Genomic DNA, 13,606 nt, shown 5'->3' on the forward strand with positions numbered 1-13,606 from the left:
GCGGGAACTCTGAACGCGCGACAGGCCGGGCAGAGTCGAAGCGGTGCGGTGCGGTGCGGTGCGGTGCGGTGCGAGCGGCCCGGGGCGCGGGGCGGGCGGTGCGGGGTGTACGGCGACGGGTCAGCGCGTGTTCGCGTCCGTGCCGGCCGAACCGGTGTGCTGCCGGACGGGGGGCCGCGGGGTCGTGGACACCGAGTCCTTGCCGGCGCCGCCGCCGGGGTGACCGAGGCCGTGGCCGTGGCCGCCGGCGTTCGCCGAGACGACACCGATCACCACGAGGCCCACCGTGGCACTCAGCGCAGCCCTGCCTTTCATACCCACGACTGTTCCTCCCCCCGACGGACGCCTCGACGGCGGCCGCTCGTTCGCTGGGTCAATGAGACCAGAGCCTGTGAATCGAGTCAACACGGTTTACCCAGTATCTTGTGTGCACGCTGTGAACGGATAGATCTTGTCTGCGCCGGTATGCTCGACACCACAGGGGAATGTCGGAACGAGGGGAGCGGGTCGGGTGCAGGACAACGCGACCGAAGTGACCGCCGCCGGGATCGCACGACTGGCCGGCGTCGGCCGTGCGGCCGTGAGCAACTGGCGCCGCCGCCACCCCGACTTCCCCAAGCCCGTCGGCGGTACGGAGACCAGCCCGTCGTTCGCGCTCGCCGAGGTCGAGGCCTGGCTGCGCCACCAGGGCAAAATCGCCGAAGTGCCGTTGCGGGAACGGGTATGGCAGCAACTCGCCGGCCACCCCGAGGGCCCGGCCACCGCGATCACCCACGCCGGTTTCGTGCTGCTGCTCATCCATGACCGGCCCACGGTCTGGCTGGAGGCGAGCGCCGGTTCCGACGAGCGTCTCGCCGCGCTGCTGCCCGCCGCGCTGGAGCAGGTGGCCGCCCCGCGGTTCGGCTGGGCGCGAGGTGAAGGCGGCGTTCACGCCGAGGCGGGCGAGGGGGTGCCGCCGACTGTGAATCGATCGGTGGCTGTGAACACTTCGGACGCCGTTCCAGGGGGATCGGCCACGCCGTACCCCTCTGCCGCCCCTGCCACCTCAGTCGCCCCAGCCGTCCCTGCCGCCCCAACCGTCCCTGGCGTCACCCCCACCACCCCCACCACCCCCACCACCCCCGGCGCCTCCGCGATGCCCTTCCCCACCGGCCCCCAGCTGTTCCCCTCCACCCCCCTCCTGCGCGGAGTGGCCGAGCTCGCCGCCGAGTCGGGCGCCCGCCAGACCTTCGAGTTCCTGCTCGGACGCCATCTCGACGCCAACCCGCGCCAGTACACGCCCACCCCCACCGAGCTGGCCCGCCTCATGGCCGACCTCGCCGGCCCCGCCCGCACCGTCCTCGACCCGGCCTGCGGCACCGGCGCCCTGCTGCGCGCCCTCGACGCCCGCCCCGGCCAGGAGCTGTACGTCCAGGACAGCGCGCCCGAACTCGCCGTGCTCACCGCTCTCCGGCTCGCCCTGCACGGGCGGGCCACCGTGCGGGCGGCCGTCGGCGACAGCCTGCGCGCCGACGCGTTCCCGCGGCTGCGCGCCGACACCGTCCTGTGCCACCCCCCGTTCAACGAGCGCAACTGGGGTCATGACGAACTGGCCTACGACCCCCGCTGGGAGTACGGCTTCCCGGCCCGCGCCGAGTCCGAGCTGGCCTGGGTGCAGCACGCGCTGGCCCGGCTGCGGGACGGCGGCACCGCCGTGCTGCTCATGCCGCCCGCCACGGCCTCCCGCCGTTCCGGCCGCCGGATCCGCGCCGACCTGCTGCGCCGCGGCGCGTTGCGGGCCGTCGTCGCCCTGCCGGTCGGCGCGGCGGCCCCGTACAACATCCCCCTGCACCTGTGGGTCCTGCGCCGGCCCGAGAGGACGCCCGGCCCGGCCGAGGTGCTGCTCGCCGACGCCGGGCAGTTCGCCGGCGAGGGGCGGGGCGGTCCCGACTGGCAGGCCGTCCAGGACGTCGTGCTCGACGCCTGGCGGGCCCACGACCGCGACGGCACCCTTCCGGAGCGGCCCGGTCTGGCGCGTTCGGTTCCCGTCATCGAACTCCTCGACGACGATGTCGACCTCGCCCCGGCCCGTCACCTCCCGCCCCCGGCCGCGGCCGACGGCGCCGAGCAGCTCGCGGCCGTACGCGCGTGCCTGGACGCGACACTGCGCCTGACGTCCGGTCTCACCCCGCCCCCCGCCGTGAAGGCGCCGCCCGCCCGCTGGCCGCTCACCACCGTCGGTGAACTCGCCCGCGGGAGCGCCCTGGTGATGCGTACGGGCGGGAACGGCGGTCACGCGCGCGTGCCCGTCCTCACCGACCACGACGTGCTCGCCGGCACCGGCCCCTCGGGGACGCTGCCCGAGAGCGAGGAGGAAGCCGTGCTGACGGAGGCCGGCGACGTGGTCGTGCCGGTGCTCGGCGGCGGCTCGGTGGTCCGGGTGGTCGACCCCGCGACGGCGGGCGCCGTCCTGGGGCGCAACCTCGTGCTCCTGCACCCCGATCCCGCCGCGCTCGACCCGTGGTTCCTCGCCGGGTTCCTGCGGGGCACCGCCAACAACCGCCAGGCCAGCAGTTATGCGTCCACCGCCACCCGGCTCGACGTGCGCAGGCTCCAGTTGCCCCGGCTCCCGCTGGACGAACAGCGGCGCTACGGCGCCCGGTTCCGGGCGCTCGACGAGTTCGAGCGGGTGCTCCGGCACGCGGGCAGACTCGGTGACCAGCTCGTGCGCGGTATGTACGACGGGCTGACGGACGGGACCGTGCCCCCGGGATGAGGCCCCCGCGCGCACGGTTCGCGCGCCCGGCTGCCGCTGGTCCGTCCCCATACGTCACCCGCGGCGCCGTACGAAGTGATCAGCGCGACAACGGTTCCGTACAACCCCGGACCGGTCTTCCGCGTCGGCCTATACGCTCGAACTCCGACATCGAACGCAGGCCCGGGAGCAGTCATGTACGGCCACGACGGGGCGCCACCCACCCGCAGTGCGGGAACCGTCATCACCCTGCGCGTGCTGATCGCCTCCGCGGCGATCCTCTCGTGCGGCCTGCTCGCCTGTGTTCCGCTGTTCCGGGTCGCGCTCCAGCGCGGACGGTGGTTCGACTGGGCGGCGGCCTGGCTGTCGCTGCCGGTGACCATCGGCGCGCTCATGGTCGTCGGCACGGTGCCGGACAGCGACCACCGAGGCGATGTCGCGCTGGGCGTGGCGTGGACCGTCGCCGCCGGCAGCATCGCGTACCACCTGATCGTCGACATCCGTTCCCGCGCCGAGGAGCGGCGGTTCACGGGCTACGCCCCGCCCTACGCGCAGGCCTTCCCCGCGGCGTACGGCTATCCGCGGCCCTTGCCGCCGTACCCGGGCCTGCCCGCATCGCGGCCGCAGCCTCCCGTACCGGGGCCGTACACGCCGAGTACGCCCTTGTCCCGGCTTCCCGTTCCCCAGCCTCCGCCGCCGGGGCGTCCCGCGCCCGCCCGCATCGATCAGGTGCGCGCCGAGCTCGACGAACTCAGCGACTACCTGCGCAAGCACGGGGACCGGGGGCACGGCGGACACGAGGGCGGACGGTGACCGGGGCGGCCGCACGGGTCGTCGCCGGCCGGTACGAACTGGCCACGCTCATCGGGCAGGGAGGCATGGGCCAGGTCTGGACGGCCTACGACCAGCGGCTCGACCGGCGCGTCGCGGTGAAGCTGCTGCGCCCCGACAGGGTCGTCGGCCAGGACGCCGACGAACTGCGCCGCCGTTTCGCGCGCGAGTGCCGGGTGACCGCCCAGGTCGACCATCCCGGCCTGGTCACCGTGCACGACGCGGGCAGCGAGGGCGAGGAGCTGTTCCTCGTCATGCAGTACGTGGACGGCGCCGACCTCGCCGATCACCTCGCCGAACACGACCCCTACCCGTGGCAGTGGACGGTCGCGGTCGCCGCGCAACTGTGCGCCGTCCTGAGCGCCGTGCACGCCGTGCCGATCGTCCACCGTGACCTCAAGCCGCGCAACGTGATGGTGAAGCAGGACGGCACGGTGACCGTCCTCGACCTCGGGGTCGCCTCCGTCATGGACAGCGACACCACCCGCCTCACGCACACCGGCTCCCCGATCGGCTCGCCCGCCTACATGGCGCCCGAGCAGGCGATGGGCGGCGCGGTCGGCCCGTACACCGATCTGTACGCGCTCGGTGTGCTGATACACGAACTCCTCAGCGGCGAGGTGCCGTTCACGGGCTCGACGGCGCTCGGCGTGCTGCACCGCCATCTGTACGAGCCGCCGTTGCCCGTGCGCCGGCTGCGCCCCGAGGTCCCCGAGGCGCTGGAGAGCCTGGTGCTGCGCCTGCTGGCCAAGGACCCGCAGCACCGGCCGGACTCGGCGCAGGAGGTGTACGAGCAACTGGCGCCGCTCCTGCCTCCGCGCGGGACCCCCACCGGGGCCCCGCTCGACCCCACGCGCCCCTTCCTGCGCCCGCACGCCCCCTGGCCGGACCGGGCGCGCACACCCGCGCCCCGGCCCGCACCCGTCGTGCCCGAAGCGGGCAGGCCCGATGTCGCCGACGCCGTCGACGAGGTGAAGCGCCTTCTGGGCGAGGGCCGCATCACCCAGGCCGTCGACATCCTCGGCGCGATCCTGCCCACCGCCGCACAGCAGCACGGCGAGCGCTCCCCGGTCGTACGCACCCTGCGCAGGCAGTACGCGGCCACCCTCATGGACGACGGCCAGTACCGGCGCGCACTGCCCGAACTGCGCCGCCTCGCCGACGAACGCGCCGCCGAGGCGGGCCTCGCCGACCCCGAGTCCCTGCGCCATCGCTACGAATCCGCCCAGTGCCTTGAGCAGTTGGGCGAACCGGCGGAGGCGCTCACCGAGTACCGGGCGCTGCTGCCGTACTACGAGAACCGGTACGCGGGCGGCGACCCGGACCTCGCCCTCGACGTCCGCCGCCGCATCGGGCATCTGCTGCTCGCGCTCGGCGACCGCGCCGCCGCCGGCGACACGCTGGTCCGGCTGCTGCACGACGTGGAACGGCTGCACGGACCCGGACACCCGCTCGCGGCCGAGGTCCGGCGGACCTTGCAATGGCTGGGGCAGGTGCGTGGCTAGATTTTGCCGTGTCCTGAGAGGATCTTGTGATTCTCCAGGGGCTTTCGTTTCCGAACGGGCATGCGTGGCCCGTTAAGTTGACCTGTTTCGTGCCGTGCGCGCCTCCTCGCGCGCTGTGTTCGCCGTCATCGCGCGACCGGCCGTACCACCGAACAACCAGGGGTAGGTTCACTTGTCCGAGCATCGTCAGTCGCGCAAGCGCAGGTACATCACCTGGGGGGTGGCCGGGGCCGCCGTCGTCGCCGGTGCCGGCATCGCCGCGCAGAGCTCCATGGCGGCCACGACCTGGCCCGCCCAGAAGACCTTCACGGGCCGCGCCTTCGACACCTGCGCCGCGCCCTCGTCCGACGCGATGAAGGCATGGAACACAGGCTTCTACGGAGCCGCCGCCGTGTACATCGGCGGCAAGAACCGCGGGTGCAACCAGCCCAACCTCACCGCGTCCTGGGTGAAGTCGGTCAGCACCATGGGCTGGAAGCTCGTCCCGCTCTACGTCGGCGCCCAGCCCTCCTGCCAGACCGGGAGCAGCCCCGAGAAGATCACCGCCGCGACCGCCGCCTCGCTCGGCGCGGCCGACGGAGCGGACGCGGTCGCCAAGGCATCGGCCCTCGGCATGAAGGCCGGCAGCCCGGTCTACCTCGACATGGAGTCGTACGACATCACGAACAAGGCGTGCAACGACGCCGTGCTCACGTATGTGCGCTCCTTCGACAAGGCCCTGCGCGCCAAGACGTACCGCTCCGGGTACTACGGCTTCACCAGCTCCAGCGCCAAGGCCGTCGCGACCGCCGCCGACAAGACGGACCTGCCGGGCAACCTCTGGTACGCGTTGTGGGACAAGACGAACACCACGACCACCGACTGGCCCTGGGGCGCCACCCAGTTCACCGGCCACAGCCGCGCGCACCAGTACATGGTCAACAGCAAGGAGACGCACGGCGGCGTCACGTTCACCGTGGACCGCGACGCCTGGGACGCGCCGGTCGCCATCACCGGCTGACGCGCCGACGGCCGCGGAGGGGACGGACGCGGCGGGGCGATCGGGCGACCGGTCGGCCCGCCGTCACCCGTACGGGCGGACAACGGCCGTTCCCCGAGGCGGGGAAGACCCGGCGGTGCCCGAAGTCGTCGTGAATCGTTGGTCGAATGGCTGGCCGAGAGGCGGGCCACTGCCTACCATCGATCACCGCAAGACTTTGTGCACCGTCGCACAATCTCCTCGGGAGGCTTCCTTGCACCGCCGCCGTCGCACCGCGCTCGTCCTCTCCGCCGCGATCGTCGCCGCGGCCCCCGTGCTCACCGGTTGTGGCAGCGATGCCCATCCGGGCGCGGCGGCCGTCGTCGGCGACAGCCGGATCACCGTCTCGCAGCTGGAGAGCCGGGTCGGCGAGGTGCGCTCGGCGCAGCGGGCCGCCAGCAAGGACGACGCGCAGTACGCGCAGGTCGTCGCGAGCACCGCCACCCTGACCCGCGACACCCTGCACGGCATGGTGCTGGACCGGGTCCTGGACCGGGCGGCCGGGAACGCCGGTGTGACCGTGACCCGCAAGGACTCCCAGCAGATGCGCGCGGCCCTCGAACAGCAGGCGGGCGGCTCGAAGGCGCTGGAGACGGCCTGGCTGTCGAACTACGGTGTGGCTCCCAAGCGCCTCGACGACAGCCTCCGTACCGAGATCGAGGCCCGCAAGCTCGCCGCCGCGATCGGTGCCGACATGAACACCACCGCGGGCAAGGCCGCCTTCTGGAAGGCCATGTCCGCCGCCTCCAAGCAGCTGCGTGTGGACCTGAACCCGCGGTACGGCACCTGGGACGTCCAGAAGAGCAGCCGCGTCGACGCGAGGACGCCGTGGCTGCGTGAGGTCTCCGTGGCGGCCGCGCAGCAGCCCGCCTAGGGCCCTGGTCCACAGGGGGGCGACCGGCCGCGACCGGCCGCCTCGCCCCCGGCCTGTGGACAACTCCGGGGGTGTCGGCGGTGTGGGTTACGTTCGAGGGGTGAACGCAACCAGTGAACCGACGGGGGCCGCTCAGGGCGGCCGGCGGACCGCGTCCGACGCGACCGCCGAGAGCGTGACCGCGGCTGCCGTGACCGCGTCCGACGCGACCGCCGAGGACGTGAGCGACGGCGGTCCCGGCCGGATCGTCCTGCTCACCACCAGCCACCGTGTCGCTCCCGGTCTGCTGTCCTGGCAGGCATGGCAGGCGCTGCACGGTGCCGACCGGGTGCTGTGCTCGGACGGAGCGCACCCTCAGGTGCCGTATCTGCGCGAGGCAGGCGTCGGCGTCGACACCGAGTCCCCGAGCGCGCGCGAGCTGGTCGACGCGTGTGCCGGCGGGCGCACGGTGGTCGTCGTCGCCACCGGTGAGGGCGATGCCGGACTCACCGACGGTCTGGCCCGTCTCGCCGGCTCCGGCCGGATACGGATGCCCGACCTGGAACTGCTGCCCGCCTCGTACGACCTGCCGGGCGCCCGGCTGCTCGACCTCGTCCAGGTGATGGACCGCATCCGCGCCGAGTGCCCCTGGTCGTCCCGTCAGACCCACGAGGGCCTGGCGAAGTACGGCCTGGAGGAGGCGTACGAGCTCGTCGAGGCCATCGAGGAGGGTGACCGGGACGAGCTGCGGGAGGAACTGGGTGACGTCCTGCTCCAGGTCGTGTTCCACTCCCGGATCGCCGAGGACGACCCGGAGGCCCCGTTCTCGATCGACGACGTGGCCGGCGGGATCGTCGCCAAGCTGATCCACCGCCACCCCCATGTCTTCGGGGACGAGACGGCCACCACGCCCGAGGAGGTCAAGGAGCACTGGCTGCGGACCAAGGCCGAGGAGAAGCGGCGCACCTCCGTCACCCAGGGCGTCCCGCTCGGTCAGGCGGGCCTGGCCCTGTCGGCCAAGCTGTCGTCCCGGGCGCGCACGGCGGGACTCGACGTTCCGCTGCCCGCCGGCGAGGGCGTGGGGTACGAACTGCTGGCGATGGCCGTCCGGGCGGAGGCCGAGGGCGTCGACCCCGAGGCGGCCCTGCGCGCGGCTGCCCGCACCTACCGCGACGCGATCCGAGCGGCGGAGGGCCACGGGGAGACCACCGGGGACGAGGGTTCCACCGAGGACGACGACCAGGGCGACGACTAGGACGACGACCAGGGCGACGACCAGGGCGACGGCTAGGGCGTCGATCGGAGCGTCCGTGAGGCGGGTGGCCGGGGTGTCGGGTGGGTGCCCCGGCCGGCCCGGCACCGTGCGGTCGGGAGCCCGTCGGCCGCTGCGGATACCGTCGGGGAGTGACCGAGCCCGAAGCCACCGCCAGCGCCGCCCCCGAACTCTTCACCTGGGAGTTCGCCACCGACCCGTACCCGGCCTACGCCTGGCTCAGGGAGCACGCGCCCGTGCACCGCACCCGGCTGCCCAGCGGCGTGGAGGCCTGGCTCGTCACGCGGTACGCCGACGCCAAGCAGACGCTCGCCGACCAGCGGCTGTCCAAGAACCCCGCGCACCACGACGAGCCCGCGCACGCGAAGGGCCGGACCGGTATCCCCGGGGAGCGCAAGGCCGAGCTGATGACGCATCTGCTGAACATCGACCCGCCGGACCACACCCGGCTGCGGCGGCTCGTCAGCAAGGCGTTCACACCCCGGCGCGTGGCCGAATTCGTCCCGCGGGTGCAGGAGCTGACGGATCAGCTCATCGACGGGTTCGCGGCCAGGGGCTCCGCCGACCTCATCCACGAGTTCGCCTTCCCGCTCCCCATCTACGCCATCTGCGACCTGCTCGGCGTCCCGCGCGAGGACCAGGACGACTTCCGGGACTGGGCGGGCATGATGATCCGGCACGGCGGCGGCCCCAGGGGCGGGGTCGCCCGGTCCGTGAAGAAGATGCGCGGGTATCTCGCCGAGCTCATCCACCGCAAGCGCGAGGCGCTGACCGCGGAGCCCGAGCCCGGCGAGGACCTCATCTCCGGGCTCATCCGCGCCTCCGACCACGGGGAGCACCTCACCGAGAACGAGGCCGCCGCGATGGCCTTCATCCTGCTCTTCGCCGGGTTCGAGACGACGGTCAACCTCATCGGGAACGGGATGCACGCCCTGCTCACCCACCCCGGGCAGCGGGAGCGGCTCCAGTCCTCCCTCGCGGCCGGGGAGAGCGGTCTGCTGGAGACGGGGGTGGAGGAACTCCTGCGCTACGACGGGCCCGTGGAACTGGCCACCTGGCGGTTCGCGACCGAGGACGTGCGGATCGGCGGGCAGGACATCGCGGCCGGCGACCCCGTGCTCGTGGTCCTCGCGGCGGCGGACCGCGACCCGGAACGCTTCGAGGATCCGGACACGCTCGATCTTTCCCGACGTGACCTTCAGCACTTGGGTTACGGCCACGGCATCCACTACTGCCTGGGCGCGCCGCTCGCCCGGCTGGAGGGGCAGACCGCGATCCGTACGCTCCTCGACCGTCTTCCCGACATCCAACTCGCTGGAGAATCGGCTGATTTGCGCTGGCGCGGAGGCCTCATTATGCGGGGATTGCGCACACTTCCGGTGGAGTTCACCCCGGTCAAATAGGCCGTGATCGGCCCATCGCCGACCCTTCGCCTCCCCTGCTGAAGCGCTCCTTCCGCATACCGGAAGGAGCGCTCCCACGGCTACCGGAACATGACGGTCCATCAAATCTGTGATCTTCGCGTGATCTGTACTGCATCGACTTGTAACCAGCGATCGACTGCGACTACGTTCACCCATCAACGCGGCCCCCGTGCTTCCTGATTGACGGGAGTCGCGCTGCTCCCCGCTGTCACGCGAAAGGCTTCCGCATGCTCTCCGGGAACGGCCGTCACCGTCGCCCTCGTCAGGCCCCGGCACTCATCGTCGCCGCAGGGGTGACCGGATCGGCGATCGCCATCCCGTTGCTCGCCGCGGCGAGCGCGAGCGCCGCCGACGGAACCACCTGGGACCGGGTGGCACAGTGCGAGAGCGGTGGCGCGTGGAGCGCCAACCAGGGCAACGGGTACTACGGCGGCCTTCAGCTCGACCAGGAGAACTGGGAGGCGCACGGTGGTCTGGACTACGCCCCGACCGCCGACCAGGCCAGCCGCTCGCAGCAGATAGCCGTCGCCGAGAAGGTGCTCGACGACCAGGGACTCAAGGCCTGGCCGACCTGCGGGCCGCTCTCCGGGCTCAGTAAGGGCTCGGGCGAGATCAGCGTCGACACGGGCCTGGCCGGCGACTCGTCCAGCGGTGGTGACGACTCCAGTTCATACACTTCCTCCGGTTTGTCGACTTCGCCCAGCTCGTCCGCTTCGAGTGATTCGTCTGGTTCGGGCAACTCCTCGACCTCGGCCGACAGCACCCCGGCGCCGAGTGCTTCGCAGACCTCCGGCACTCCGGACGCGACGCCGGGCAAGAGCGACAAAACGGCTGATTCGGCCAAGTCGGGGCAGAAGGAAGCCTCTTCGAGCGCCTCCGCCACCCCGAGCGGCACCGGCGGGCGCCACCGCGGCGGCGAGGCCGCCGATGACGCCACCGGCGACACCGCCGACGGCTCGGCCGGACGGCACGCCGCGAGCGCCGAGAGCGACACCGCCGACGACTCGTACGCCGCAAAGGTCTTGGGCAGCATCTGGGACGGTTCCGGCGACCTCGGCCTCGGTGACGACTGGGACAAGCCGGCCGCTGCCGACACGTCGGCCGCCGACAGCGGTCCCGGCCTCGTCGTCCCTGGTCGGAGCATTGCCGTCGTCGCCGAAACGGCCCAGTAGTAGCGGGAGTTCGCGTCACGGTTCGCCGGGTAATGTCCCATTTGGTGCAAGTGAGAGATGGGTCTCAGAAGCCCTGATCGTCTTTGAATTTCCGTCGATCGACTGCTTACGGTCGTGACCGCTCGCCACAGCGGGCCCCGACGGTCGCAACGCCGAATCCTGCCAACGGCCGTACGGGAACAGTCGTCGCGTCATGCGCCGTAGGCAGGAGCGGGGGACCCAAGGTAAGTGCCGGGCCCGGGAGTCGAGAGACGTCCGGGATCGGCTTGGGGTGAAGCCGCGTGCCGGACGTCCTGGAGACGGGATCCGAGGCATGCGGCCGGGCAACTCATTCGGCCCGAACCCGACAGCTCACCTCGCAGGCGTCGGTGAGGGGATCTCTCCATGCTGTTCTCCAGCAAGGGCAAGCACCGCCGCCCGAACAAGGCCACCCGCGTCGCCGCTCTCGCCGGTGTCACCGGTGTCGCCATCGCCGCCCCGCTGATGGCGGCCGGCAACGCCTCCGCGGCCACCGCCTCCGAGTGGGACGCCGTCGCCCAGTGCGAGTCCGGCGGCAACTGGTCGATCAACACCGGCAACGGCTACTACGGCGGCCTTCAGTTCTCGTCCTCCACCTGGGCCGCGTACGGCGGCACCGCCTATGCCGCGAGCGCCGACCAGGCCTCGAAGTCGCAGCAGATCACCATCGGCGAGAAGGTCCTCGCCGCGCAGGGCAAGGGCGCCTGGCCGACCTGCGGCACCGGACTGTCGAGCACCCCCTACGGCGGCGGCTCCGCCCCGGCGGCCCCGTCCGCGCCCTCCTCGTCGAGCGCCTCGCAGAGCGCCCCCGCCACCCGGACGACGGAGCAGCCCGCCTCCCGTTCCGCGGAGCGCCCCGCCGCCCAGAAGACCGTCACCACGCCGACCGGCAAGAAGGTCAAGAAGGGCGACGGCGAGTACAAGGTCGTCAAGGGCGACACCCTGAGCTCGATCGCCGAGAAGAAGCACGTCAAGGGCGGTTGGCAGAAGCTGTTCAAGCTGAACAAGGACATCGTCGCCGACGCCGACGTCATCTACCCGGGCCAGCAGCTGCACCTGAGCTGAGCTGAGCCGATCCGGACGGCGCGGCACGCCGGTCGACCCGGCCGCTTTCGGCGGACGGCGGCCGGGACACCGGCACCGCGCCGCGACCCCGGCAGGCAACAGCCCCCTCGTGGGGTCTCCGCACGCACCGGAGACCCGTCGAGGCTCCCCGTCCCCACGGGCTCCCCGCTCCGGCGCGTGTTCCCCCGCACGCGCCGGAGCGGGGTTTTTTATTTCTTTTTTTGTTCCGTTCAGAAACAATATGTACGCTCAGTTCCGCTCAAGGGGTGGTCGATCGCTGGCCGATCCCCCTGAGCCGGTTAGGCTCATCCCGCGGGGCTGCCAAGCTCCGCGTACCCGCGTCACATCCCATAAGGAGATGCTCGTGCCGTCCATCGACGTCGTCGTAGCCCGGGAAATCCTGGACTCCCGAGGCAACCCCACGGTCGAGGTCGAGGTCGGCCTCGACGACGGCAGCACGGGTCGTGCCGCCGTTCCGTCCGGCGCCTCCACCGGAGCGTTCGAGGCCATCGAGCTTCGCGACGGTGACCCCAACCGCTACCACGGCAAGGGTGTCGAGAAGGCCGTCCTCGCCGTCATCGAGCAGATCGGCCCGGAGCTCGTCGGCTACGACGCCACCGAGCAGCGCCTGATCGACCAGGCGATGTTCGACCTCGACGCCACCGACAACAAGGGCTCGCTCGGCGCCAACGCCATCCTCGGCGTCTCGCTCGCCGTCGCGCACGCCGCCTCCGAGGCGTCCGACCTGCCGCTCTTCCGCTACCTCGGCGGCCCGAACGCGCACCTGCTGCCCGTTCCGATGATGAACATCCTGAACGGCGGCTCGCACGCCGACTCCAACGTGGACATCCAGGAGTTCATGATCGCGCCGATCGGCGCGGAGTCCTTCTCCGAGGCCCTGCGCTGGGGCGCCGAGGTCTACCACACCCTCAAGAAGGTGCTGAAGACCAAGGGCCTGTCCACCGGCCTCGGCGACGAGGGCGGCTTCGCCCCGAACCTTGAGTCCAACCGCGCCGCCCTCGACCTCATCGTCGAGGCCATCAAGCAGGCCGGTTACATCCCCGGTGAGCAGATCGCGCTCGCGCTCGACGTCGCCGCGTCCGAGTTCTACAAGGACGGCAAGTACGAGTTCGAGGGCAAGTCCCGCTCGGCCGCCGAGATGACCGAGTACTACGAGGAGCTCGTCTCCGCGTACCCGCTCGTCTCCATCGAGGACCCGCTGTACGAGGACGACTGGGCCGGCTGGAAGGTCATCACCGACAAGCTGGGCGACAAGGTCCAGATCGTCGGCGACGACCTCTTCGTCACCAACCCGGAGCGTCTGGCTCGCGGCATCGAGGAGGGCTCGGCCAACGCCCTGCTCGTCAAGGTCAACCAGATCGGTTCGCTGACCGAGACCCTGGACGCCGTCGAGCTGGCCCAGCGCAACGGCTTCAAGTGCATGATGTCCCACCGCTCCGGCGAGACCGAGGACGTCACCATCGCCGACCTCGCGGTCGCCGTGAACTGCGGTCAGATCAAGACCGGCGCCCCGGCCCGCTCGGACCGCGTCGCCAAGTACAACCAGCTGCTGCGCATCGAGGAGATCCTCGACGACGCCGCGGTGTACGCCGGCCGCTCGGCGTTCCCCCGCTTCAAGGGCTGAGCGAGCACCGTTCGCGAGCGCCGAGCCGCACGGCTCGGCAAGCGTCCTCCGTACGTCCCCGTACCCGG

The 13,606-nt window shown here is 71.9% G+C and carries 11 protein-coding genes and 1 riboswitch; of the genes, 10 read left to right on the forward strand and 1 reads right to left on the reverse strand.

Annotated features, from left to right (window positions below):
* Positions 1-120 precede the first annotated feature (120 nt).
* Positions 121-315, reverse strand: a complete 195-nt coding sequence (locus ACZ4AA_RS13075) for a hypothetical protein (RefSeq protein ID WP_467600062.1) — start codon at positions 313-315, stop codon at positions 121-123.
* A gap of 196 nt (positions 316-511) precedes the next feature.
* On the opposite strand from ACZ4AA_RS13075, the gene ACZ4AA_RS13080 reads away from it, so the two are divergent.
* The 10 genes from ACZ4AA_RS13080 to eno all read left to right on the forward strand — a co-directional run bounded on the left by ACZ4AA_RS13080 (position 512) and on the right by eno (position 13,538).
* Entirely contained in the window at positions 512-2,755 is a 2,244-nt protein-coding gene (locus ACZ4AA_RS13080) for an N-6 DNA methylase (RefSeq protein WP_467600065.1), read from the forward strand.
* 174 nt (positions 2,756-2,929) lie between these two features.
* The gene (locus tag ACZ4AA_RS13085; RefSeq protein ID WP_467600068.1) at positions 2,930-3,547 is read left to right on the forward strand and encodes a hypothetical protein; all 618 of its coding nucleotides are present in this window, start codon (positions 2,930-2,932) and stop codon (positions 3,545-3,547) included.
* Between the two features lie 38 nt (positions 3,548-3,585).
* Positions 3,586-5,070 (forward strand): protein kinase domain-containing protein, encoded by a 1,485-nt coding sequence (locus tag ACZ4AA_RS13090; protein WP_467600367.1) that lies wholly within the window; start codon positions 3,586-3,588, stop codon positions 5,068-5,070.
* A gap of 172 nt (positions 5,071-5,242) precedes the next feature.
* Positions 5,243-6,070 (forward strand): glycoside hydrolase domain-containing protein, encoded by an 828-nt coding sequence (locus tag ACZ4AA_RS13095; protein WP_467600071.1) that lies wholly within the window; start codon positions 5,243-5,245, stop codon positions 6,068-6,070.
* A 232-nt stretch (positions 6,071-6,302) separates the two neighbouring features.
* Positions 6,303-6,962: a SurA N-terminal domain-containing protein gene (locus ACZ4AA_RS13100; RefSeq protein WP_467600074.1), complete on the forward strand. Its 660-nt coding sequence runs from the start codon at positions 6,303-6,305 to the stop codon at positions 6,960-6,962.
* Positions 6,963-7,152: 190 nt separating this feature from the next.
* Positions 7,153-8,196 (forward strand): nucleoside triphosphate pyrophosphohydrolase, encoded by a 1,044-nt coding sequence (locus tag ACZ4AA_RS13105; RefSeq protein WP_467600370.1) that lies wholly within the window; start codon positions 7,153-7,155, stop codon positions 8,194-8,196.
* Positions 8,197-8,345: 149 nt separating this feature from the next.
* Complete coding sequence (locus ACZ4AA_RS13110) at positions 8,346-9,617, forward strand: cytochrome P450 family protein (protein WP_467600077.1); 1,272 nt, start codon at positions 8,346-8,348, stop codon at positions 9,615-9,617.
* Between the two features lie 248 nt (positions 9,618-9,865).
* A complete protein-coding gene (locus tag ACZ4AA_RS13115) occupies positions 9,866-10,810 on the forward strand; it encodes a transglycosylase family protein (protein WP_467600080.1) in 945 nt (314 codons plus the stop codon).
* A gap of 186 nt (positions 10,811-10,996) precedes the next feature.
* Positions 10,997-11,190: riboswitch (cyclic di-AMP (ydaO/yuaA leader) on the forward strand.
* Positions 11,191-11,194: 4 nt separating this feature from the next.
* Entirely contained in the window at positions 11,195-11,893 is a 699-nt protein-coding gene (locus ACZ4AA_RS13120; protein WP_467600083.1) for a transglycosylase family protein, read from the forward strand.
* A 358-nt stretch (positions 11,894-12,251) separates the two neighbouring features.
* A complete protein-coding gene (gene eno / locus ACZ4AA_RS13125) occupies positions 12,252-13,538 on the forward strand; it encodes a phosphopyruvate hydratase (RefSeq protein ID WP_467600086.1) in 1,287 nt (428 codons plus the stop codon).
* The last annotated feature ends 68 nt before the right edge of the window (positions 13,539-13,606 follow it).

It is taken from the genome of Streptomyces sp. NPDC024698 (genome assembly GCF_055559015.1).

Coding starts and splice junctions, on each gene's coding strand:
- ACZ4AA_RS13085 (WP_467600068.1), top strand. CDS start 2,930: ATGTACGGCCACGACGGGGCGCCACCCACCCGCAGTGCGGGAACCGTC.
- ACZ4AA_RS13120 (WP_467600083.1), top strand. CDS start 11,195: ATGCTGTTCTCCAGCAAGGGCAAGCACCGCCGCCCGAACAAGGCCACC.
- ACZ4AA_RS13115 (WP_467600080.1), top strand. CDS start 9,866: ATGCTCTCCGGGAACGGCCGTCACCGTCGCCCTCGTCAGGCCCCGGCA.
- ACZ4AA_RS13075 (WP_467600062.1), bottom strand. CDS start 315: ATGAAAGGCAGGGCTGCGCTGAGTGCCACGGTGGGCCTCGTGGTGATC.
- eno (WP_467600086.1), top strand. CDS start 12,252: ATGCTCGTGCCGTCCATCGACGTCGTCGTAGCCCGGGAAATCCTGGAC.